We start from the raw sequence: 20,364 nt of genomic DNA, 5'->3' as shown, positions 1-20,364 counted from the left end.
TGCGACGCTCCGGCGCTCGCACGCATCCACGGGGATGACACCTTCCCGATTCCGGAGCCTGCATGCACCCGCGCCGCCTGCGTTCGCTCGTCGCCGTCCTGTGTTCGATCGCCCTGAGCCTGCCCGTCGCCGCCGCTACGCGCGCGGCGGCGGGTGCGGGCGCCACCGCCGATGCGCCGCGCGCCATCGTCGACGCGGTCGCCGCCGCCGTCGACCGCAATTTCTACGATCCCGAGCGCGCCGCGCGCCTGGCCGCGCAATTGCGCGCCGAAGCCGGCGCCGGCCGCTACGACGCCTACGCCGACCCGCGCGACCTCGCCACCGCGCTGAGCCAGCGCTTGAGCCCGGAAGACAAGCATTTCCGGGTCGAATGGCGCGATCCCGCGCATACGCCGGCCGCACCCGCGCCCGGCCGCGGCCCCGCTCCGCCCGACGCCGACTACGCCGATGCCGCGCGCCGCGGCAACTACGGCGTGCGCGCATTGGAAACCCTGCCGGGCAACCTCGGCTATCTGGACCTGCGCGAACTGCCCGACCTGGACTTCGCCGACGCCGCCGATCCGGCCCGGCGCGCGCTCGACGCCGCGCTGGCCCTGCTCGCCGGCAGCGACGCGGTGATCCTGGACCTGCGCGGCAACGGCGGCGGCGCGCCGGCTTCGGTCGGCTATCTCGTCAGCGCCTTCACCGCGCGCGAGGCGCCGATCTACAACACCTTCCGCTGGCGCGAAGGCGGCCGCCTGCGCAGCGAGAGCGAGGCGCCGCGGCAGTGGTATCCGCAGCCGCGCCTGGACGTGCCGCTGTACGTGCTGACCAGCGCGCGCACCGGTTCGGCCGCCGAAGCGCTGGCCTACACCCTGCAAGCCGCGCGCCGCGCCACGGTGATCGGCGAAGCCAGCGGCGGCGCGGCCAATCCCGGCGGCGAGTTCGCCTTGCCGGCGGGTTACCGCGTGTTCGTCGCCACCGGTTCGCCGACCAACCCCATCACCGGCGGCAACTGGGAAGGCCGCGGCGTGCAGCCCGACCTCGCGGTCGACGCGGCGCAGGCGCTGGCGACGGCGCGCGGCCGCGCGCTGGAGCGGATCGTGGCGCAACGCAGCGACGGCCCCGCCGCGCTGGAAGCGCGCTGGGCGTTGGAGGCATTGCGCGCGCAAGCCGCGCCGGTGGCGGCCGCGCCGACCGATTACCTGGGCCAGTACGAGCGCCTGCGCATCGAGCAGGACGGCGACCGCCTGCTGCTGCGCGACGGCCGCCGCCCGGCGCAGGCGCTGACCGCGCTGCAGCGCGACCTGTTCTGCCTCAGCGACGACCCGCGCGTGCGCCTGCGCTTCGAACGCGGCGCCGACGGCCGCGTGAGCGCGCTGGAAACCCAGCGCAGCGACGGCCGCAGCAGCCGCTACCGGCGCTGAAGCGCCGCGCACGTCCGGCCCGGCGACTTTCGCGAATCCGGATTCACAACCGCCGCGGCCGCGCGTTCTCATGGATGCGCAGCGCGGCCGCCGGACGAGCCCCTGAGGTTACCCATCCCAACCTCACCGATAGCCGGCGCCGTTCCGCGCAGCCCCCTCCCCGCGCGGGAGGGGGCTTTCGTGCGCGCCGGCTTCACGACCGCCGCGTTCGCGCGTTGGCACCGCATCCCAGCCGACGGAGCCCGCCATGTACGTCATCGCCACCCTCGAACCGACCCATCCGACGGTGATGCGCGCGATCGAAATGATCCTCGACGGCGCCAGCCCGCTGCCGGCGTCGAGCGGCCGCTGCGAAATGTGGTGGCCCGGCGGCAAAAGCCACGTGCTCGACGATTCCGCCGACACGATGTCGGTGCTGGTGCTGGTCGGCAGCGCCGACCAGAACGCGATCAGCGAACAGGCCGACTGGCAGGCTTACCGCGCGGCGCTCGCGCGCGCGGTCGAGCTGCAAGGCTACGAGCAAGTGCATGCCGTCGCCTGCCCGATCCACGGCAGCCAGACCATCCGCTTCGCCGAAGGCGTCTTCACCGCCGACCTGCTGCGCCTGCGCGAAGACGCGCACGTCTGGCTCTACGCCGTGCCCGGCGCGGCCTCGCATCAGGCCGCGGGCTGGAACCAGGCCGTGCCGCCGCCGTTCTGAGCGCGGCGGCGCGGCCGGGGTCGCGACGGCGGCAACGCCGCCGCCCGAGCTTCACAGCGTCCGCAGGAACGCGACCAGGTCTTGCTTCTCCTGCTTCTCCAGGCGCGTCTGCAACACCACGTTGAAGAACTCGACCGTGTCTTCCAGGGTCAGCAGGCGGCCGTCGTGCAGGTACGGCGGCGAGTCCTTGATCCCGCGCAGCGGGAAGGTCTTGATCGGCCCGTCCGCGCTGGCGTAGCGGCCGTTGATCGTCTGCGGCTTGAAGAACCGCTCGACCTGCAGGTTGTGCATGCTGTTGTCGGTGTAGTACGGCGGCAGATGGCAGGCCGAGCACTGCGCCTTGCCGAAGAACAGTTCCTGGCCGCGCTTCTCGGCCTCGCTGGCGTCGGGCTTGAGCTTGCCGAACAGGTCGAGCTTGGGCGCCGGCGGGAAATCCAGGATCGCCTGGAACTCGCCCATCGCGTGCACCTGATGGCCGCGGTCGAGGATGTTGATGCCCTTCTTGGTCGCGATCACCGGATCGCCGTCGAAATACGCCGCGCGCTGCTCGAACTCGGTGAAATCCTCCACCGTCTTGAGCGCGCGCTGCGAGCCGAACAGGCGCTGGATGTTGACCCCGCGCAAGGTCGGCGTGTCGATGCGATGGCGGAACGGCTGCGGGCGGATGTCGCCGACCAGATGCGTCGCCGCGACGGTGTGTCCGTTGCTGTGGCAATCCAGGCAGGCCACGCCGCGGCTCGGCAGCGCCGAACGCCGGTCCTCGGTCTGGTTGAACTGCTGCTGCGCGAACGGCGTCACCAGCAGGCGCAGGCCTTCGAGCTGCTTTGGATTGAGCACGCCGTTGAACAGTTCGTAGTAGTTGTTGATGGTGACCAACTGTCCCTTCGACACATCGCCCAGGTCCGGCCGCGTGGTCAGGTAGATCGGCGCGGGGAAATCCGGCAGGAAGCGGTCGGGCAAGTCGAAGTCCAGGTCGAAGCGGGTCAGGTCGCGCTGCTCGGCGCGCTTGACCGCTTCGATATGGAATTTCGGAAACAGCATGCCGCCTTCGGCATGGTTGGGATGCGGCAGCGGCAGGAAGCCGGCCGGAAACAGGCCGCGTTCGCGGATTTGCTCGGGCGTCATCGCCGCGAGTTCTTCCCAACCGGTGCCGGCGGGCAGGCGCACGCGCACCCCGCCCTGCACCGGCTTGCCGCCGGACATGGTCACGCCGCGCACCGGTTGGTCGGACAGGTCGTAGCGTTGTTCGAGCAGGCTGCGCTGGCGCTGCTCGATGCCCGGTTTGTCGCGTTCCATGCGCGCCTTGATCGCGGCGAAGGTTTCCTTGATGACTACCGGCATATAGCTGGTCGGCGGATCGGCGGCCACGGCGATGCCGCAGGCGCCGAACGCGCCGACTGCGAGCAAGGCCCACGCGCGCCGGCGCGGAGACTGGCGGTGCCTCATGCGGTTTCTCCCATCGATGGAGGACAGGCCGTCGCGGCCGCGACAGCCCGCAGCGACGCTAGGCCGGCGCGGCGATGGGCGGAAATCGTTTGAACCGATGGTTGCCATAGCGCATGGCTATACGCGCGACGGCGGCGTTAAGCGCAGTGCGCGCGGTCATGCGCGCGGCGCTTACGCGGTCATGGAATCGCCGCCGGCGCGCGTCGGCGAGCGTATGCGGGACGATCGGGCGCGCGTCCGCGCCGCGTGCGGGTTCGGCGCCGCGTCGCGGTTCGCGCGTGATGCGCGGCGCGCAACGCGCGGACCGTGGGCTTGGCTTGCGCGGGACGCCGCGCTTACGCCAGTTCGCGCCAGCGATAGAAACGCCGGTCCGCCAGCGCCAGCAAGCCGTGGTCTTCCGGCGTGTCGCCGTAGGCGTAAACCTCGCCGTAGCCTTGCAGATCGATGCGTTCGCGCACCCGCCGCGGCTTTTCTTCGCCGCAGCAGTCGCGGCCGAGGTAGCGGCCGGTCAGCACGCCGTCGCGGCTTTCCAGGCGCGAACTGATGTATTCCAGGCCTTGCTGCTCGCACCAGTGGGCCACGAACAGGTCCAGGTTCGCGGTCACCACCACCACCCGGTCGCCGCGCGCGCGGTGCCAGTCGATGCGCGAGCGCGCCTGCGGTCGGATCATCGCCGACACCACCTCGCGCACGTGCCGCTCGGCGGCCGCGCGCACCTCGCGCTCGGGCCGGCCGCGCAGCGCCACCGCGATGACCCGCCGGCGCACGCGCTCGCCCGACAGCCAGCCGAGCTTGTAGCCCAGGTAATGCGGCGCGACCGCCACGCCGCCGAGCCAGCGGCGGCGCCGGCCGATGCTGGCGCGGACGAAGCCGGCGAAGGTCTCGCGTTCGGTGATGGTGCCGTCGAAATCGAACAGGGCCAGATCCATGCGGCGCAGCGCGTCCTGCCAGCGGACCTGAAGCGGCCCGCGCGCAGTGTAGCCGGTCGCGCCCGGCCGTCGCTCGGCCTCAGCCGCGCCGCGCCTGCGGTTGCGTGATCAGGTCGGTGCCCAGTTCGACGATCGACTGGATTTGGCTCAGCGAAATCAGGATGCAGCCGCAAGCGCAGAAGTCGCCGTGACGCGCGACCGCGCGGCCGTCGATGGGTTGCTCGGGATCGCCGGTGACGATCGTCGTGGCGCCGTGCAGGCCGCACTGCACCGCGTCGCCGATCCGCGCCCAGCGCGGCCGGCCGCCGGCGACGGCGCCGCCGAGCACGCGGCCGCCGCCGCTGGTGGTGTCGCCGGCCTGGATCCAATAGCGGGTCATCGTCTGCCTCCTTCCCGAGTGCGCAGTCAGACCGGACAACGGCGCAGCGCTGCCGGCGTGACCGCGCGCTGCGCGCATTGCGACGGCGGGCGCGGGAAATTCCGGTTCTGGGCGGTCATCGGCTTGCCTCGTCATCGCTGTGGGACCCGTCCGCGCGCCCGATGCCGACGCGGAACCGGCAGCAGGAGATACGAAGGACGGCGACGGCGGATGCAGTGCGGCCGGCACGGCGACGGCGGCCGGCGGGGCGCCGGGCCGGTTCGGCGGGAGCGGGCGGAGCGCGCATGAAGGGCCTGCGAAGTTTCGATGACGGATCGATAAAGGCGTTTGAAACGCATTGATTGAAATCGCTGTGTTCGACGGCGCGTTGCTCGAAAACGCGTGATTCGAATGACGCGCCGTACGAAACGGCCGTGGCCCTTTGCGCTCCTTCGCCGCGGCGGCATCCGCTAGGTCTAACGCTCGCAAGGCGTCCGCGGAGGACAGGATTTCGCCGCGGATATCGCGATCCGTGGCGGCCGGCCCATTCCGCGCAAACCGCGCGCGCAAGCTGCGATAGCGGCACGGTCCGGCGATGGTTCCGGCACGATCCTTGCCGGGTGCCGGCGGGATGCTTGCCGATGCGCGCGCGCGCTGTCAGCATCGGCCGCCGCCGCCGAGAGAACCCCGGACATGCGCGTCTACCTGGACGACGAACGCGACACCCCGCCCGGTTGGGTCCGCGTGTATTGGCCGCAACAAGCGATCGAACTGCTCGAAACCGGCGCAGTGACCGAACTGAGCCTGGACCACGACCTCGGCGACGACGAGCGCGGCACCGGCTACGACGTGCTGCTGTGGATCGAACAAGCGGTGGCCGAACGCGGCTTCGCGCCGCCGCGCATGCGCGTGCATTCGGCCAACCCGGCGGGACGGCGGCGGATGCTGGCGGCGATCGAGGCGATCGGGCGCTTGCGCGGCGAATAAGCGATCACCGCAGCGCCGCAAGCTGGAGCGCGCATCGCGCAAATCGCGCCCGACCGATCCTGCGCCCGATTCAGGCGAGCCGCGCCGACGGACGCTGCGCGACTTCTCGCGGCGGACGCCTCGCGCCGCGCGTCGTGTCGATCCGCCGCGCTCTGCCTGTCCGGCGCGCGCCGCGCCACCGCGCCGACGGCATCGGGCTGACAAACATCACCCCGCCGACCCGACGTTCGACCGGCGCGCGGCGCGCGCGCTTTGGCTAAGCTGCGCCCATTGTCCCGCCCTGCCGGAGCCCGCGATGCGCCCGTCCTCCTTGCCGCTGCGAACCGTCTTCGGCCTCGCGCTGCTGTTCGCGCTGCCTTGCGTCGCCGCGGCCGGTCCGCGCGAAGACTACGACGCGTTCCGCGCCGGGCTCACCGAGCAGGCCAGCGGGCCGGCCGGCATGTATGCGATCCAGGACGTCGCGGTGATCGCGCCGGGCGCTTCCGCGCATCTGTCCGCCGGCGCGGACGTCGCCGCGCTGCGCTGGTCGCCGGGCGCGGGCGGCGCGAACGATGTGCGGGTGGTCTTCCGCGACGGCCGCGCGATGCTGTACGCGCCGGACATCAAGCAGCCGGTCGACCTGCTCAAGGCGACCGACCAGAAAAAAGCGCTGCCCGGCGGTCTGAGCGTGCGCGCCACGGCTTACGAAAATTCGGTCAAGGCCTGGCTGTACAACCCGGCGCTGGTGAAGCAGCGCTTCAAGGGCCTGTCGTTCTTCCCCTACGACCCCAAGGGCGTGATCGACGCGAAATTCGCGCGCAAGGACGTGCCCAAGGCGGTGAGCCACCTCGACTCGCGCAACCATACCGGCACGATGTACTGGATCGGCGACGTCGAACTGCCGCTGCAAGGCAAGACCTACACCTTGCGCGCGTTCAACAAGAGCAACGACTGGAACAGGATCGACCACCTGCTGCTGTTCTTCACCGACAAGACCTCGAAGAAGACCAGCTACGGCGGCGGACGTTCGCTGGAAGCGCACTTTCCCGCCGGCCAGCCGCCGCAGACGTTGAGCCTGAACTTCAACACGCTCTACAGTTTTCTGTGCGCGCATTCGGACTACTACAACTGTCCGGTCAATCTGACCACCTATGTGCCGGTGGAGCTGAAGTTCGGCGAGAAGTACCCGCCGGGGAGCTGACCCGGCGGGCATGCGGATCCGGCGCCGGCGGCGCGGCGGCTCAGCGCGCCGGTGCCGGTGCGGGTGTCGCCGCCGGCGCATTGCCGGGCTGCAGTTCGTTCTTCCAGGCGCGCGCGCGGTCGATCACGGCGCGCAGCCGCACATCGTCGTCGGGGTTGGGCCAGGCCACCAAGGCGTCGACCGCCGCCAGCGCGCCCGGGTCCTTGGCCATGTACAGAATGTAGGCGCGCAATTGCACCACCTCCAGAACCTGCGGTACCGCCGCGGCCAGTTCGTTCACGCAGCGAACCGCTTCGCCGCCGACCTGCCTGGACTGCGCCAGCTGCGCGCATAGGAAATATTGGGCGCGGCCGAAGTTTTCCGGCGCGACGGTCCGCATCCGCGCCACATACGCGCGCGCTTCGTCGGTCTTGCCCTCCTGCAACAGCAAGTTCACCAGTTGGCTCAGCGCGTCGGCGTCCTGCGGCGCGTCTTCGACGGCCTGGCGAAAATCGCGCAAGGCCCAGTCGCTTCGCTCCAGCCTGACCAGGGCAGTGGCGCGCAAGGCGCGGAAATCCGCGTTGTGCGGCCAGTAGCGGGTGGCTTGCGAGGCGTAGACGAACGCCTGCCAATGGTCGCCCTGCTGGCCATAGGCGCGCGCGGCATAACTCATCAGCGTCCCGCTCGGCGCCAGTTGCGACACCCGCGCCAGTTCGCCGGCCACCATCGGCGTGCCGGAGATCGGCGAGACCGGAAAGCCGTCGGCCTCGCCGACCAGCGCGCCGAGGATCGGATTGCGCTCGACCCGCTGGCGCGCGTCTTCGACCGCCGCGCGCAAGGCCGGCATCGAGCCGCCCCAGTTCGGCTGCGAGGCGAGGATGCGGCCGTAGACGACGTAGTAAGAATCCGGGTCGATCGCCTGGCAGTATTGCGTCGCGCTCGCCTCCAGTTCCTTCGAAAGATGGCGGCCGATGGCCATTTCCTGCACGCAGGCGACGCTCAGCCTGGGCTCGAGCTTCAACGCTTGCTCGTACAGCGGAACCGCCTTGGCGAACTGCGTGCGCATGTCCTGCTGCTGGGCTTCGCCGACCTGGCTCAGCGCCGAGAAGCCGCGCGCGTCCTCGCCGATGGTCTGGTAGTGGCTGGCCAACGCGACGCGCGCGAACGCGCTTTGCGGCGAATCTTTCAGCCAGCGCTGCGCCGCCGCGCTGGCGCGCGCGCTGGCGTCGAAAGCCTTGAACGCGCGGAAGATCTGTTCGCGCTGCGCCTGATCGTTGTAGTGCTGGGCCAGCAACGCGGCGAAGCGCCGGTCGAGTTCGGCCGCGCCGCCGCCGCGCAGCGACTGTTCGATCTGATCCAACGACCACGCCGGCGCGCGCAGCAGGCTGCAGCGCCCTTGCGCGGCGCCGGGCAGCCACTGGTTGCCGGGCAGATCGGGATAGGCCTTGCAGCGGGCCTCGTCGTCGGCGATGGCGTCGGCCGCCTGGACCTTGTCCCAGTAGACCTGCCACTGCGGCGGCACGGCCGGTGCGGCGGCGAACGCCGGAGCGGCCAGGCTGGCCAACACCGCGGCATGGGCGAAACGGAGTCGAACAGGCATGCAGGCATCCTTGCTTGAGAGAGGAAAGCGAAGCCGCGCCCCGCATGGGCGGGTGCAGTGCGCAGCGCCGGAGCGAGCGCGTCCTCGGACCGCGCAGCCGGCCGCGCGAAAGCGGTCGGCTGGCTTCGGAATCCACATCGGGAATCCGCATCCAGAATCGCATCGGGAACCGGCATCCTTCGCCGTTTCCGTACGCCGCCCCTGCACAGCGCCGCGCAATTCTGGCAGCACGGCGGCGCGTTGCGCCAGCGCCGAAAGGCGTTGCGAGGGCGACGCGACGGATCGCGCCGAGGTGGTCTCGGCGAATGGGCCACAGCAAGGTCGCGCACCGGGAACCGCGCAGCCCGCAAGCGCGGCTGTGGCCGAGTGCGGCCCGTAACCGCCGGGCCCGGCGGCAACGACTGAGCACGTCGCGCCGGCTTGGGCCGGCCCGCCAACTGGCTCCATAAAATTGCCAAGTTCTGGATCACGAATGGGTCCAGCATCTGCCTACAGTGGTCCCACACCTTTCAGGTAGGACCGCCATGAACGCCGCCCTCGCCCCCGCCTCAACCGGCTTCGCCGCCCGCCTGCGCCTGGACGCGCTGGAACTGCCCGCGCTGGCCGCGATCTGGGGCGTGTCGTTCCTGTTCATGCGTCTGGCCGCGCCGGCGTTCGGGCCGGTGCCGCTGGTCGAACTGCGCCTGGCGCTCGGCGCCGCGGTGCTGGCGCCGCTGCTGTGGCGGGCGCGGGCGCAGTTTCCGCTGCGCTTGTGGCCCAAGCTCGCCTTGGTCGGCGCGGTCAACTCGGCGGTGCCGTTCGTGCTGTTCGCCTGGGGCGCCGAGCGCGCGCCGGCCGGGATCGGCGCGATCACCAGCGCCCTGACCGTGTTGTTCGCGGCGCTGGTCGGCTTCGTGTTCTTCGGCGAGAAGATCGGCGGCCGGCGCGCGCTGGCGCTGCTCGGCGGTTTCGCCGGAGTCGGCGTGCTGGCGGCCGGCAAGACCGCCGGCGCGGGCATCGGCTGGGCGGTCGCGGCCGGCTGCGCGGCGGCCTTCCTGTACGGCGTCGGCCTGCATCTGGTGCGGCGCCATCTCGGCGGCCTGCCGCCGGCGGCGGTGGCCGGCGCGACCCTGCTCAGCGCGGCGCTGCTGATGCTGCCGCTGGCGATCGCGCACTGGCCGCAACAGGCGATCCCCGCGCGCGCCTGGGGCGCGGCGCTGATGCTCGGCCTGCTGTGCACCGGTCTGGCCTACGCGCTGTTCTATCGCCTGGTGGCGCGCATCGGCGCCGCGCGCACCTCGCTGGTGACCTACCTGATTCCGTTGTTCGGCGTGGCCTGGGCGTGGTTGCTGCTGGACGAACCGGTGACCGCATCGATGGCCGCGGCCGGCGCGCTGATTCTGGCCGGCGTGTGGCTGGCACGGCGCGAAGCGCACTGACCCGACGAACGGCCTATGCGCCGATTTCGAAACCGACTCATCTGGAGCCCGCACCATGCAATGGATCGACCATCTTCGCGATGTGGACTGGGACGCCTTGTCCGAGCTGTACCGGATCGCGCCGCTTGGCGAAAAAAGCCCGGATTACCTGCGCACCGCGTTCGGCAACAGCCGCTACGTCGTCCTGGTCTACGCCGATGGCCGCCTGGTCGGCGCCGGCCGCGCGCTGGCCGACGGCGTGGACTGCGCCTACATCAGCGACGTCGCCGTGCATCCGCAACAGCAAGGTACCGGCCTGGGCAAGGCCATCGTCCAAGCCTTGGTGCAACGCGCGCAGGGCCACCGCAAGATCCTGCTCTACGCCAATCCGGGCAAGGAAGGTTTCTATCTGCACCTGGGCTTCAAGCGCATGAACACCGCGATGGCGATGTTCGCCGATGAGGCGGCGGCGTTGGCGACGGGCGTGGTCAGCGCGGGCTGAAGACGGCGCCATGCTCGCCTCTGGGCGGCGTTGCCTGTTGCCTTCAAACCGGCAGCGCGCCCGCCTCGTACTGCGCGGCGAACTCCGCGCTCGGCGGGATCGGCTTGATGATGTCGAGCAGCACGCCGTTGGGATCGGCGGTGATGAAATGGCGTTGGCCGAAGGCTTCGTCGCGCAAGCTCAACAGGATCGGCAGGCCGGCGGCGAGGAAACGGTCGTGGACGGCGTCGACGTCTTCGACTTCGAAGTTCAGCAACAGGCCGCCGACCAGGCCGCGGCCGGATTCGGGGATGGTGGAGTGGGTGCCGTCGAGGACGGCTAGGTTGACGCAGGGGTCTTGGGCCGATTGCAGGTGGACGTACCAGTCGGCGGCGAACAGGGCTACGAAGCCGAAATGGGCTTGGTAGAAGGCGGCGGTGCCGGCTACGTCGCCGGTCATGATCACGGGGTAGTAGCTGCTGATTTTCATGGAGGTCGGCCTCTGGCTTGTCGGTCGCAAGGGTTTTACATACAGTCTGTATGTAGGTAAAAATTAACATACAGGCTGCATGTATGAAAACACCCAGCGACGGCCGTCCATCGGCCCGCACCGTGCGCAGCAACCGCGAACGCACCGAATCCACCCGCCGCGCCCTGCTCCAGGCCGCACGCTCGCTGTTCGTGCTCAAGGGCTATGGCGGCACCTCGACGCCCGAGATCGCCACGGCCGCCGCCATCACCCGCGGCGCGCTGTACCACCACTTCAGCGACAAACAGGACCTGTTCCGGCAGGTGCTGGAGGCCGAGGCCGCGGCCGTGCGCGACGACATCCTCGCCGCCGCCCGCCCCGGCCTGAGCGCACAAGCCGCGCTCATCGCCGGCGCCGAGGCGTATCTGCACAGCATGACCATGCCCGGCCGTACCCGTTTGTTGCTGATCGAGGGCCCGGCCACATTAGGTGCGGAGCAGGCCCTGGCGATCGATCAGGCCAACGCCGGCAGCACCTTGCGCGAAGGGCTGGTCGAGGCATTGGGAATGAAAGACGTCGACTGCGACGCGCTGGCCCGTTTGCTTTCGGCCGCGTTCGATCGCGCGGCGTTGGAGATCGATGCGGGCGCGGATGCGGTTGAGGTGGAGAATGCGATGGTGTGGTTGTTGCGCAAATCGCTCGCTTGATCTGCGGTGGCCCGAGCATTCGCGCAGCGTCCAAGCCCGCAATCAATTTCGAACATCGGCGCCCGCACCTCTGCTGACAACCCCTGTCAGCACCCCCACCCCACGCTCCTGTCGACCCGCCGCCACCGGCCCCACCGACAGGACCCCGCCATGCCCGACTGCAACCTCGTTCTGCTCTATGTCGACCGCCCCGACGCCAGCGCGGCGTTCTACGCCGACCTGCTCGGCCGCGCGCCGCTGGAGGCGTCGCCGACCTTCGCCTTGTTCGCGTTCGATTCCGGCCTGCGCCTGGGGCTGTGGTCGCGGCATACCGTCGAGCCCGCCGCGCCGCCGGCGTTCGGCGGCGTCGAGCTGGCGTTTGCGGTCGCCGATTATCAGGCCGTCGATGCATTGCACGCCGACTGGCTCAGCCGCGGGCTGTCGATCGCGCAAGCGCCGGTGGAACTGGATTTCGGCCGCAGCTTCGTCGCGCTCGATCCGGACGGACATCGCCTGCGCGTGTTCGCGCCCGCGCCGGAGTGACCCGGCGGCCGCGACGTCCGGCCGCGTCCGTGCTTATTCCGCGCAGGCCCGCTCCAGCCAGGCGGCGAACGCCGACGCGCCGTCTCCCGCCGGCTTCAACGCCAGCCGCGTGAGCCAATAGCTGCCGGCGTCGAGCATGGTCGCGAACGGCTGCACCAGCGAGCCTTGCGCGATCTCGCGCGCGAACATCGACGGCGGCGCCAAGGCCACGCCGAGGTTTTGCAGCGCGCACTGCACCATCGTCAGCGAGGAATCGAAGATGGTCCCGTTGATCGGGCCGCACGGCACCGCCTGCGCGGCTTCGAACCACAGCCGCCAGTCGTCGACGAAGTACGAGCGCAGCAGCGGGAAACGCGCCAGTTCGGCCGGGTCGCGCAGTTGCTGGGCGAGCGTCGGCGTGCACAGCGGCGTCAGCGGCGCGGGCATCAGGAAGCGGCTCTCCATGCCGGGCCAGGTGCCGCGGCCGAAGCGCACCGCGTAGTCGAGGCCTTCGCCGGCCGGGTCGACGCGGTTGTTGTGGGTGCTCAGGCGCACGTCGACCGACGGATGCAGACGCGCGAACTCGGCCAGCCGCGGCAACAGCCAACCGCAGGCGAAGGTGCCGACCGCGCCGACGTGCACCACTTCGCGCGCCAGGCCGTCGCCGGCCCGGTCGAGCGCGCTGTCGATGCGGTCGAAGGCCTCCTGGATCGCCGGCAGCAGGCTCAGGCCTTCGTCGGTCAACGCCAGTCCGCGCGGCAGGCGGCGGAACAGTTCGACGCCGAGCTGGTTCTCCAGCAAGCGCACCTGATGGCTGACCGCGGCCTGGGTGACGTTGAGCTCGTCGGCGGCGCGGGTCAGGCTGAGCGCGCGCGCGGCGGCTTCGAAGGCTTTCAGCGCGCCGAGGTTGATACGGGTGTGGGCCATGACCGCTCCAAGAAATAATTGAGGCTGGCCAAAGAAATCTTCGTGTCTCGCACACCGGCCCGATACGGAGAATTCAATGCTCCGCCGCTGGCGCTGTCAACGTCGGAGGTACCGGTTGCGCGCGCAATCGCGCCCCGCGCGCGCTGGCGCCGCTTCCTGCGAGGCCGCAGCGGGCGAACGCACCTCGCCCTTTGCCGTGGCGCGTTCAGCGCCGCGCCGGCGCGGCATCCGCCAACGCACCGCCATCCGCGATTTCGGCGCGCTTTTCCAGCAGATACGCGTACCACTGCGTCTGCAGCGTCTCGATCGGCCCCAGCTCGGCCTCGAATTCCGCCGCGCTGCCGCGCCCGCGCATCAGCCGCCGGTACGCCGCGGCATGCGCGCCGTCGCGGTGGTGGAACAGGAAGTGCGACAGGCTCCAGTACTCCAGGTAGTACACGTTCAGGTGCTTGCCGCCGATCGGCGGCCCGGTGTCCTCGATCAGTTGCCGCAGCGGAATCAGCAGGCCCGAGCGCAGGTCGCGTTCCAGCGAGCCGGTCAGAGGCAGATCGGGCAGCCACCAGATCGGATACGCCTGCGCGTCGATGCTGCCCGGCCGCAACCGCGCGCCGTCGAGCCGGCTCGCGCCGAAGTAACTGGCCACGCCTTCGTTGATCCACTTGGCGCGCGAGAAACCGGCGCGTTCGGTGTGCAACTGATGAGTCGCCTCGTGCAGCATCCAGTGATACGGGTTGGCCGCGTCCTGCGCGAAGTAGGCGTGGCAGTACGGCTTGCGGTAATACGCCTCGGCCCACGGCATGGAGGTGTTGAACGCGGAGAACTCGGCGCGGTCGCGGTACAGGATCAGGCGCAGGCGCGCGTCGGCCGCGGCCGGCGGCAGGGCGAAGAATTCGCCGTAGGCGCGGTACAGCGCTTCCACCGCGGTCGCCACCTGCACGGTCTGGCGCGGCGTGGCGGTGCTGAAGATCGCGTAGTGGTCGGTGCGGTACTCGCGCGCCTGCGGCGGCAACGGCGTGGCCGCGGCGCGCGCGGGCGCGGCGGCGGGCTTGGGCGCGGACGCAGACGCGGCGCCGCGCTCGGGCCCCGAGCAGGCCGCGCACAGCGCGGCGATACAGATCAAGCCTGCCGCTGCGTTGCGAGGTCTCGCCGGCATGCGCATCTCCTTTGCGTTCCGGCCTTCAGCCTAACGCGCGCCGCGGCGGTAGCGAAGTGGCCTGCCCGCGAACCGCAAACTGGCCCTTGAGGCCGCACCGCGCGGCGACGCACAGTCGCGGCGGACTTCCCCGCGAGCGCGCCATGCAAGGCTATGCCACCTCCCGCTGCCTGAGCTTGTCCCTGACCGCCGGTGCGCTGGCGTCGCTGTTGGCCCTGGCCCTGGCGCCGACCCAGGCGCAAAGCGCCGGCACGCAGGCCGCGCGCGCCGCCGCGCCGGTCGCGCCGCCTGCCGCTATCGACCGCGCGCAACACGACTTCGATTTCGAAACCGGCCTGTGGCGCACCCAGGTGCGGCGTCTGGCCAAGCCGCTGAGCGGCTCCGACCGATGGCTGGACTACACCGGCACCACCCGTGTCGTCCCAGTGCTCGGCGGCCGCGCCAACTTCGCCGAACTGGCGATCGCCGGTCCGGCCGGCCGCATCGACGGCGTGGCCCTGCGTCTGTACGAACCGGCGACGCGGCAATGGCGCATCCACTACGCGAACCTGCGCGACGGCGCGCTGACCGCGGCGCTGACCGGCGGGTTCGCGCAAGGACGCGGCGAGTTCTTCGGCGACGACACTTTCGACGGCCGGCCGATCCGGGTGCGCTTCCGCATCCACTGCCCGCAACCCGAACGCTGCCTGTTCGAACAGGCCTTCTCGGCCGACGGCGGCCAGCAGTGGGAAACCAACTGGCTCGCCACCGATACCCGGATCGGCGACGGCGGCGCCTGACCGACCGCCGCCGTGTCCAGCCCGCGATGTCCCCGTTTCCAGGAACGCCCATGACCGCCGAACACGATGCCTCCCGCCGTACCCTGCTGCGCGTACCGCTGCTCGCCGCAGTCGCCGGCGTCCTGCCCACGCTACCGGCGTTCGCCGCGGCGCCGTCGCAGGCCGCGCGTCCCGCCGACCCGGCCGACCCTGCGCGCGCCTTCGATTTCTTCCTGGGCACCTGGCAGGTGCGCTATCGCCGCCTGCGCGAGCGGCTGATGGACAACCACGACTGGGAGGAATTCGAAGGCATCTGCAAGACCCATCCGCTGTTCGACGGACGGGCCAATTTCGACGAAAGCACGGTGCGCCGCCCCGGCCTGCCCTACCACGGGCTCGGCGTGCGCAGCTACGACCCGGTCACGCGCACCTGGGCCGACTGGTGGCTCGACACGCGCAACCCGCAGCGCATCGACCCGCCGATGATCGGCGGCTTCGCCGACGGCGTCGGCACGTTCTACGGCGAAGACGAACTGCGCGGCGCCAAGGTCAAGGTGCGCGGGTTGTGGAAGGACATCAGCGCGGACGGGTTGCAGTGGGAGCAGGCCTATTCGGCCGACGACGGCAAGAGCTGGGAGACCAATTGGGTGTCGCGCTACCGGCGCGTGCGCTGAAGCGGCGCGTGCCTCCGGTCAAGCATCGCCGCAACTGCACTGCGGTTGCAGCGACGCGCATTCACGCGGAACCCACAGGCGCTCGCGATAGCCGCCGCCCGCCGCCGGCTCCAGGCGGATCGCGCCGCGCGCGGAGCCGAGCAGCCAGCCAGCGCCGAGCGGTCGGATCGTGTCGGGAGCGAGATAGGTCCAATCAGGATTGCGATACAGGCGTTGCGCCTGCCCGCTGGCCAGATCGACCCGGACCAGGCCGTCGGACAACAGCAGCAGCCAGCGGTCCTCGCTTTCCCGCAACGCCGCCACCGGCGCGGCGTCGAGCTCGGCCAGACGATGGATGCGCCAACGCCGGCCATCGCGGCGTTCGAACCGCAGTACCGCGCCACGATCGGTGCCCAGGTGGATCAAACCCTCGGCGACCACCGCCTCGCCGCGATACAGCGTCCACGCGACCGGGTTGACGTGCAGCAGCTCGAAACGCGCACCGCCGTCGCGCGGCCACCATTCGATCGAACCGCCGAACTCGCCGTGGTTGTGGCCGATCAGCGCGCCGTCGCGCAGCGCCGCGCCGACCATCGTCGTGCGACGGCTACGGCTCGCTGGCCTCAACTGCACATCGGCGCCGGCGACCTCGACGTTCCAGCGATCGCGCGAAACATTCGCGCAACGCAACTCGGCCTCGGTTTTCGGCGGATCCACCGCCACCCAACCTTGCGGCGGCGCGCCGTCCGCTCCCACCGTTAGCGCCGCCGCCAGCATCCATGCCATCGCCGCCATCGTCCCGCTCCAGTATTTATCGACGAAAACCCGTCGCCGGACCGCTAACGCTCCACCCGCTGCGGCCCGCACCCGCACTGCGGCGCGGCCAGGCGCCGGCAGTTTTCCGGCACCAGCCACTGCTCGCTGAAATGTTCGCCGAACGGCATCAGCCGGATCACCCCATGGTCGGTGCCGATCAGCCAGCCGGTGCCGGACGGCTGCAAGGACTGCGGCTGCAACTGCGGCCAGCGCGGGTTGCGGTGCAAGGGCTGCTGGCGCTGCGCGGCCAGATCGATGCGGATCAACCCGGCGTCGGTCAGCACCACCCAATCGCCGGCGCCGCTGCGCGCGGCCGCGACCGGCATCGCGTCGAGTTCGAGCATGCGGTGGATGCGCCAGCGCTGCGCGTCGCGGCGCTCGAAGCGCAGGATCGCGCCCTCGGAGCGGCCGCCGCGGTGGCGGCCTTCGGCGACGAATACGTCGCCGCCGTACTCGGTCGCGGCCTGCGGGCGGATGTCGGCGTTGCTGAGCACGAAACCGGCCGCGGCGCGGTTCGGCGTCCATTCGATCCGGCCGCCGTCGCCGGCGGCCATGACCCCGTCGTCCAGGGCCACGCGCAGCGGCGGCGGCGGTTGTTGCGGGGCGATCCGCACGCGCCCGCCGGGGCCGCCCAGCACGTCCCAGGCTTGCAGCGCGTCGATCGCGCACTGCCATTGCGCGTTGCCCTCGGGCGCGGCGATCGCGGCCCAGCCGCGCGGCACCTCGCCTGCGCCGACCACGATCCCGGCCGACGCCGCGGCCGGGCCGTTCCATCCGCCGGCGGCGCCGACGGCGAGCGCGCACAGCGCCGCCCATGCGATCCGACTTTGCCGCATCCGTCCCCTCGAGCGCGGTTGGCCGCGTAGCGCGGCGTCCTCAGTATGGCCGAATCGCGCGGCGCACGGGCCGTGCGCGGCGGCGTGCGCGGCGCGCTTACGCGCCGGCTCGCCGCCCGCGGCCTGACGCGGCGGCCGCGACTGCCTACAATGCCCGCCCCCACCGTTCCGAACGCCGCACGCCGCATGGATATCGTCATCAACGAATCGCTCAAGGCCTACATCGATCCGCTGACTCCGGAGGAGCACGCAGCGCTGGAGGCCAGCCTGCTCGCCGAAGGCTGCCGCGACGCGCTGATCCTGTGGGGCGATGTGCTGGTCGACGGCCACAACCGCTACGGCATCTGCAAGCAGCACGGCCTGCCGTTCCAGACCGTGCAGAACAAGCGCTTCAAGACCCTCGACGACGTCCACCTGTGGATGATCGACCAGCACCTGGGCCGGCGCAGCGTCTCGGATTTCCAGCGCGGCGTGCTGGCGCTGCGCAAGCGCGAGATCCTGGCCGAGCGGCGCGCGCGCGCCGAGGCCGAGCGCGCGGCCCAGGCCGACGCCGAAGCCGCAGCCGCCAGCGCCGAAAGCGCGGGCGAGGCCGGCGACGCGCCGCCGTGGTCGGACGATGCGACCTTCAAGGCGCCGCCGCTGGACAGCCGCCAGGCGCTGGCCAAGGCCGCGCGCCTGAGCAACAGCCAGGTCGGCATGATCGAGACCATCCACAAGCAGGCTGCGCCGGAAGTGGTCGCCGCAGTCAAAGCCGGCGCGATCTCGATCAACGCCGCGGCCGCGGTGGCGACGCTGCCGGAAGACGAGCAGCGCGCCGCGGCCCTGGCCGGCGGCGCCGAGCTCAAGCAGGCGGCCAAGCGCGTGCGCGAGTCCAAGCGCAAGCCGCGCGAGGCCAAGCCGGAGGTCGAAGTCGAGGAGGAAGCGTCGCCGGCGAAGTTCGTGGCCAACGCGGACGAGAGCGAGGAATTGCAGGCGCTGCGCCAGCGCGTGGCCGAGCTGAGCGCGGAGAACGAGGCGCTGCGGCTGGAAGTGGTCGGGCTACGGGTGGCGTTGGGGCGCGATTGAGCGTCGCCGGGAACGTCGCGGAACCGTCGCGAGCCGCGAAATTCCCGCAGCCACGTTCCGGCGAAGGCCGGAAGCCATTTCGATCTTCGGCTAGCGCGACTGAGGCGGATCCACCGCACGCGCGGTTCCCATCTCTGCGCCCGGGCAAGCCCCGGGCGCAATATCGGCGGGCTTGCGCGGCATCGCCGCGCCGAGCGCCGTCACTCCGCCGGCTTCTCGCACTTCCCATCGCGCATCAGCGCCCATTCCTCGCACACGCGGCCGTCCGGCAGATGGCACAGGCCGTATTGGCCGCCGTCCTTGCCGGTGCGGATCTCCAGGGTGCCGCCGAGCTTCTGGCAATGCACCGAGGCCGGATTGGCCATGCCCACGCCCTTGGGCGCATCGGCGCCGGCTTGCGGCGTCTGCGGCGCGGCCGGTTCGGACGGCGTGCTGCAGGCGGCCAGGCTCAGCAGCGCGAGCGGCAGGACGGCGGTCAGGAGGCGGGAGGTCATGGCGGATACCTGTGGCGGGCGAAAACGGCGGCCACTATACGGCGGCGTGCATTGATGCCCGGGTGAAGGCGCGGGCGGCGCGGTGCTGCGGGCCTGCGTCGTCGGCCGGTTTTCGCGGTCGCGGCTCGCGCCGCTCCTACAGGGAGTTGCGCAGCCAATGTAGGAGCGGCGCAAGCCGCGACCACGCCGCTTCGAATTCGCGCCGTCAAACCGCAATCGCACGCCATCCACCGACTCGACCACGACAAAAGCGCACGCGGCCGAACCGCAGCCGCGCACGCCGTTGGCCGCGTCAAACCGGCTTGATCGCCGCGGCCGCCTCGGTCTTCATCAAGGCTTGCGCCTGATCGGCCCAACGCACGTCGGCGCCGGCCGGCGGATAGGTGCTGATCATCGTCCACTGGGTCTCGCCCGCGACCTGATCCGGGAACGTGCCCTGCCACTGCTGCGGCGACGCCGGCAAGGCGTTGTCCAACACCACGGTCAGATTCAGCAGCGCATGCCGCGCGAGCAGATGCGGGAACCATTCCTTGTCGACATAGAACGAGGTGCGAAAGCCGGTGCCGACCGCGCGATAGTCGAACGCCGACGGCGGCATCGACGGCACGTAGTCCCAGTAGTTGTAGACGCGGATGCTCTGGCTGGCGTCGATCGCGGCCGCGTACGCGCTGGCCCAGCTGTCGGTGCCGACCATCGGGCTGGCGAAATTGATGTTCAGCGCGGGCGTGGGCTGGCTGACCGCCACGTCGAGCGAGAACAACTGACTCAAGGCCGCGCCGAGGCTGTGGCCGGTGATGTAGAGCTGCGTAGGCCGGTACTTGGCCAACAGCGCGAACAGTTGCTGGCGCATCGACGCGGCCATGCCGCCGCCGCTGCCGTCGTAGATGCCGTAGAAGCCCGAAGACACCCACGGCTCCGGGTTGAGGCTGTTGTGCGTCGGCACGAAGTCGGTGGGAATGAAATGCACGTCTTCCCAAGCGTCGAGGTCGGAGTCGGTGCCGCGGAACGCGAAGATGCACGTGCCGGGTTCGCTCAGCGACTGGAACACCACGCCGAAGATTTCGACCGCGCCGGTCAGCGCGATCGCGTCCCAGCCGGTCCAGCTGTCGACCATGCGGTAACCGTCGGGCGCGACCACCGGCTGGGTCGGGTCCTGGTAATAGTCGTACGCGGCCTTGGACGCGATCGCCAGGGCCAGGGTGAGGCCGGTGTCGAGCACCGGATTGGCGGCGTAAGCGCCGGCTTGGGGCAGCGCGCGCAGCGCGGCATTGCTCGCATTCATGGAATCGTTCCGTCTGAGGACAAGGATCGAGTGGATCGCGGTGTGATCGGTACAGCCGGAGACGCGCGCCGGCCGCTACCCGCATTCCGGCGGGCGGCGCGCGAATGGACCACGTCCTGTGACGGATTTCGCGGATCAGCGAGGGCTTGCTGTCCGCACGGCATTTCTAAGTACGCCAAACGGCGGCGGCGGCGGACAGCGATGCGGAAAAAACCGCGCGGCGAGATCGCGCAGCGAAAT

The 20,364-nt window shown here is 70.7% G+C and carries 22 protein-coding genes; 11 read left to right on the top strand and 11 right to left on the bottom strand.

Going from position 1 to position 20,364, the window contains the following annotated elements:
* Positions 1–62 precede the first annotated feature (62 nt).
* On the top strand, positions 63–1,406 hold the full coding sequence (locus JHW38_RS01655; protein WP_207524308.1) for a S41 family peptidase: 1,344 nt from the start codon (positions 63–65) through the stop codon (positions 1,404–1,406).
* Between the two features lie 247 nt (positions 1,407–1,653).
* Positions 1,654–2,106 (top strand): hypothetical protein, encoded by a 453-nt coding sequence (locus JHW38_RS01650; RefSeq protein ID WP_207524307.1) that lies wholly within the window; start codon positions 1,654–1,656, stop codon positions 2,104–2,106.
* A gap of 51 nt (positions 2,107–2,157) precedes the next feature.
* On the opposite strand, the gene JHW38_RS01645 is transcribed toward JHW38_RS01650, so the two are convergent.
* The 3 genes from JHW38_RS01645 to JHW38_RS01635 all read right to left on the bottom strand — a co-directional run bounded on the left by JHW38_RS01645 (position 2,158) and on the right by JHW38_RS01635 (position 4,860).
* The gene (locus JHW38_RS01645; RefSeq protein ID WP_207524306.1) at positions 2,158–3,552 is read right to left on the bottom strand and encodes a hypothetical protein; all 1,395 of its coding nucleotides are present in this window, start codon (positions 3,550–3,552) and stop codon (positions 2,158–2,160) included.
* Positions 3,553–3,887: 335 nt separating this feature from the next.
* A complete protein-coding gene (locus JHW38_RS01640; protein WP_207524305.1) occupies positions 3,888–4,481 on the bottom strand; it encodes an HAD family hydrolase in 594 nt (197 codons plus the stop codon).
* 79 nt (positions 4,482–4,560) lie between these two features.
* Positions 4,561–4,860: a PAAR domain-containing protein gene (locus JHW38_RS01635; RefSeq protein ID WP_207524304.1), complete on the bottom strand. Its 300-nt coding sequence runs from the start codon at positions 4,858–4,860 to the stop codon at positions 4,561–4,563.
* A gap of 672 nt (positions 4,861–5,532) precedes the next feature.
* Here JHW38_RS01635 and JHW38_RS01630 point away from each other — a divergent pair.
* Both JHW38_RS01630 and JHW38_RS01625 read left to right on the top strand, forming a co-directional pair.
* Entirely contained in the window at positions 5,533–5,826 is a 294-nt protein-coding gene (locus tag JHW38_RS01630) for a cyclic-phosphate processing receiver domain-containing protein (protein WP_207524303.1), read from the top strand.
* 295 nt (positions 5,827–6,121) lie between these two features.
* Positions 6,122–7,006, top strand: coding sequence for a DUF1684 domain-containing protein (locus tag JHW38_RS01625; protein ID WP_207524302.1), 885 nt, complete (start codon positions 6,122–6,124; stop codon positions 7,004–7,006).
* 40 nt (positions 7,007–7,046) lie between these two features.
* Here the strand turns inward: JHW38_RS01625 and JHW38_RS01620 are convergent, their stop codons facing one another.
* Positions 7,047–8,585 (bottom strand): tetratricopeptide repeat protein, encoded by a 1,539-nt coding sequence (locus tag JHW38_RS01620; RefSeq protein WP_207524301.1) that lies wholly within the window; start codon positions 8,583–8,585, stop codon positions 7,047–7,049.
* 524 nt (positions 8,586–9,109) lie between these two features.
* On the opposite strand from JHW38_RS01620, the gene JHW38_RS01615 reads away from it, so the two are divergent.
* Together JHW38_RS01615 and JHW38_RS01610 are read left to right on the top strand one after the other, a co-directional pair.
* Complete coding sequence (locus tag JHW38_RS01615) at positions 9,110–10,003, top strand: DMT family transporter (RefSeq protein ID WP_207524300.1); 894 nt, start codon at positions 9,110–9,112, stop codon at positions 10,001–10,003.
* Positions 10,004–10,058: 55 nt separating this feature from the next.
* Positions 10,059–10,484: a GNAT family N-acetyltransferase gene (locus tag JHW38_RS01610; RefSeq protein ID WP_207524299.1), complete on the top strand. Its 426-nt coding sequence runs from the start codon at positions 10,059–10,061 to the stop codon at positions 10,482–10,484.
* Positions 10,485–10,527: 43 nt separating this feature from the next.
* Here the strand turns inward: JHW38_RS01610 and JHW38_RS01605 are convergent, their stop codons facing one another.
* Complete coding sequence (locus JHW38_RS01605; protein ID WP_207524298.1) at positions 10,528–10,953, bottom strand: VOC family protein; 426 nt, start codon at positions 10,951–10,953, stop codon at positions 10,528–10,530.
* Positions 10,954–11,075: 122 nt separating this feature from the next.
* On the opposite strand from JHW38_RS01605, the gene JHW38_RS01600 reads away from it, so the two are divergent.
* Both JHW38_RS01600 and JHW38_RS01595 read left to right on the top strand, forming a co-directional pair.
* Entirely contained in the window at positions 11,076–11,639 is a 564-nt protein-coding gene (locus tag JHW38_RS01600; protein WP_242691130.1) for a TetR/AcrR family transcriptional regulator, read from the top strand.
* Positions 11,640–11,789: 150 nt separating this feature from the next.
* Positions 11,790–12,161: a VOC family protein gene (locus tag JHW38_RS01595; protein ID WP_207524296.1), complete on the top strand. Its 372-nt coding sequence runs from the start codon at positions 11,790–11,792 to the stop codon at positions 12,159–12,161.
* A 33-nt stretch (positions 12,162–12,194) separates the two neighbouring features.
* Here JHW38_RS01595 and JHW38_RS01590 read toward each other — a convergent pair whose 3' ends face one another.
* Complete coding sequence (locus tag JHW38_RS01590) at positions 12,195–13,067, bottom strand: LysR family transcriptional regulator (protein WP_207524295.1); 873 nt, start codon at positions 13,065–13,067, stop codon at positions 12,195–12,197.
* Positions 13,068–13,272: 205 nt separating this feature from the next.
* Positions 13,273–14,220 (bottom strand): hypothetical protein, encoded by a 948-nt coding sequence (locus JHW38_RS01585; protein ID WP_207524294.1) that lies wholly within the window; start codon positions 14,218–14,220, stop codon positions 13,273–13,275.
* Positions 14,221–14,363: 143 nt separating this feature from the next.
* Between JHW38_RS01585 and JHW38_RS01580 the strand changes: the two genes are divergently transcribed.
* Positions 14,364–14,999 carry a hypothetical protein gene (locus tag JHW38_RS01580; RefSeq protein ID WP_242691128.1) on the top strand — a complete coding sequence of 212 codons (636 nt, stop codon included), beginning with the start codon at positions 14,364–14,366 and terminating at the stop codon, positions 14,997–14,999.
* Between the two features lie 50 nt (positions 15,000–15,049).
* Positions 15,050–15,652 carry a hypothetical protein gene (locus JHW38_RS01575; protein WP_207524293.1) on the top strand — a complete coding sequence of 201 codons (603 nt, stop codon included), beginning with the start codon at positions 15,050–15,052 and terminating at the stop codon, positions 15,650–15,652.
* Between the two features lie 18 nt (positions 15,653–15,670).
* Here the strand turns inward: JHW38_RS01575 and JHW38_RS01570 are convergent, their stop codons facing one another.
* Positions 15,671–16,498, bottom strand: coding sequence for a hypothetical protein (locus JHW38_RS01570; protein ID WP_207524292.1), 828 nt, complete (start codon positions 16,496–16,498; stop codon positions 15,671–15,673).
* Entirely contained in the window at positions 16,471–17,283 is an 813-nt protein-coding gene (locus tag JHW38_RS01565; protein WP_207524291.1) for a hypothetical protein, read from the bottom strand. Before JHW38_RS01565 ends, JHW38_RS01570 begins: the two co-directional genes overlap by 28 nt.
* 186 nt (positions 17,284–17,469) lie before the next feature.
* Here JHW38_RS01565 and JHW38_RS01560 point away from each other — a divergent pair, with 186 nt between their 5' ends.
* Entirely contained in the window at positions 17,470–18,348 is an 879-nt protein-coding gene (locus JHW38_RS01560; protein WP_207526208.1) for a plasmid replication/partition related protein, read from the top strand.
* A gap of 200 nt (positions 18,349–18,548) precedes the next feature.
* Here the strand turns inward: JHW38_RS01560 and JHW38_RS01555 are convergent, their stop codons facing one another.
* Together JHW38_RS01555 and JHW38_RS01550 are read right to left on the bottom strand one after the other, a co-directional pair.
* A complete protein-coding gene (locus JHW38_RS01555) occupies positions 18,549–18,842 on the bottom strand; it encodes a putative hemolysin (protein WP_207524290.1) in 294 nt (97 codons plus the stop codon).
* Between the two features lie 292 nt (positions 18,843–19,134).
* Positions 19,135–20,124 carry a lipase family protein gene (locus JHW38_RS01550; protein ID WP_207524289.1) on the bottom strand — a complete coding sequence of 330 codons (990 nt, stop codon included), beginning with the start codon at positions 20,122–20,124 and terminating at the stop codon, positions 19,135–19,137.
* Between the last annotated feature and the right edge of the window lie 240 nt (positions 20,125–20,364).

It is taken from the genome of Lysobacter enzymogenes (assembly GCF_017355525.1).
Classification (GTDB): Bacteria; Pseudomonadota; Gammaproteobacteria; order Xanthomonadales; family Xanthomonadaceae; genus Lysobacter; species Lysobacter enzymogenes_C.
Note: the sequence above shows the minus strand (reverse complement) of the source record. Positions and strands in the feature narration are given on the sequence as shown.

What these genes read in the sequence shown, in the direction of transcription:
- JHW38_RS01605 (WP_207524298.1), bottom strand. Translation starts at nt 10,953, where the DNA reads ATGAAAATCAGCAGCTACTACCCCGTGATCATGACCGGCGACGTAGCC.
- JHW38_RS01575 (WP_207524293.1), top strand. Translation starts at nt 15,050, where the DNA reads ATGACCGCCGAACACGATGCCTCCCGCCGTACCCTGCTGCGCGTACCG.
- JHW38_RS01650 (WP_207524307.1), top strand. Translation starts at nt 1,654, where the DNA reads ATGTACGTCATCGCCACCCTCGAACCGACCCATCCGACGGTGATGCGC.
- JHW38_RS01560 (WP_207526208.1), top strand. Translation starts at nt 17,470, where the DNA reads ATGGATATCGTCATCAACGAATCGCTCAAGGCCTACATCGATCCGCTG.
- JHW38_RS01585 (WP_207524294.1), bottom strand. Translation starts at nt 14,220, where the DNA reads ATGCCGGCGAGACCTCGCAACGCAGCGGCAGGCTTGATCTGTATCGCC.
- JHW38_RS01580 (WP_242691128.1), top strand. Translation starts at nt 14,364, where the DNA reads ATGCAAGGCTATGCCACCTCCCGCTGCCTGAGCTTGTCCCTGACCGCC.
- JHW38_RS01645 (WP_207524306.1), bottom strand. Translation starts at nt 3,552, where the DNA reads ATGAGGCACCGCCAGTCTCCGCGCCGGCGCGCGTGGGCCTTGCTCGCA.
- JHW38_RS01565 (WP_207524291.1), bottom strand. Translation starts at nt 17,283, where the DNA reads ATGCGGCAAAGTCGGATCGCATGGGCGGCGCTGTGCGCGCTCGCCGTC.
- JHW38_RS01630 (WP_207524303.1), top strand. Translation starts at nt 5,533, where the DNA reads ATGCGCGTCTACCTGGACGACGAACGCGACACCCCGCCCGGTTGGGTC.
- JHW38_RS01595 (WP_207524296.1), top strand. Translation starts at nt 11,790, where the DNA reads ATGCCCGACTGCAACCTCGTTCTGCTCTATGTCGACCGCCCCGACGCC.
- JHW38_RS01655 (WP_207524308.1), top strand. Translation starts at nt 63, where the DNA reads ATGCACCCGCGCCGCCTGCGTTCGCTCGTCGCCGTCCTGTGTTCGATC.
- JHW38_RS01550 (WP_207524289.1), bottom strand. Translation starts at nt 20,124, where the DNA reads ATGAATGCGAGCAATGCCGCGCTGCGCGCGCTGCCCCAAGCCGGCGCT.
- JHW38_RS01640 (WP_207524305.1), bottom strand. Translation starts at nt 4,481, where the DNA reads ATGGATCTGGCCCTGTTCGATTTCGACGGCACCATCACCGAACGCGAG.
- JHW38_RS01620 (WP_207524301.1), bottom strand. Translation starts at nt 8,585, where the DNA reads ATGCCTGTTCGACTCCGTTTCGCCCATGCCGCGGTGTTGGCCAGCCTG.
- JHW38_RS01590 (WP_207524295.1), bottom strand. Translation starts at nt 13,067, where the DNA reads ATGGCCCACACCCGTATCAACCTCGGCGCGCTGAAAGCCTTCGAAGCC.
- JHW38_RS01635 (WP_207524304.1), bottom strand. Translation starts at nt 4,860, where the DNA reads ATGACCCGCTATTGGATCCAGGCCGGCGACACCACCAGCGGCGGCGGC.
- JHW38_RS01615 (WP_207524300.1), top strand. Translation starts at nt 9,110, where the DNA reads ATGAACGCCGCCCTCGCCCCCGCCTCAACCGGCTTCGCCGCCCGCCTG.
- JHW38_RS01610 (WP_207524299.1), top strand. Translation starts at nt 10,059, where the DNA reads ATGCAATGGATCGACCATCTTCGCGATGTGGACTGGGACGCCTTGTCC.
- JHW38_RS01555 (WP_207524290.1), bottom strand. Translation starts at nt 18,842, where the DNA reads ATGACCTCCCGCCTCCTGACCGCCGTCCTGCCGCTCGCGCTGCTGAGC.
- JHW38_RS01625 (WP_207524302.1), top strand. Translation starts at nt 6,122, where the DNA reads ATGCGCCCGTCCTCCTTGCCGCTGCGAACCGTCTTCGGCCTCGCGCTG.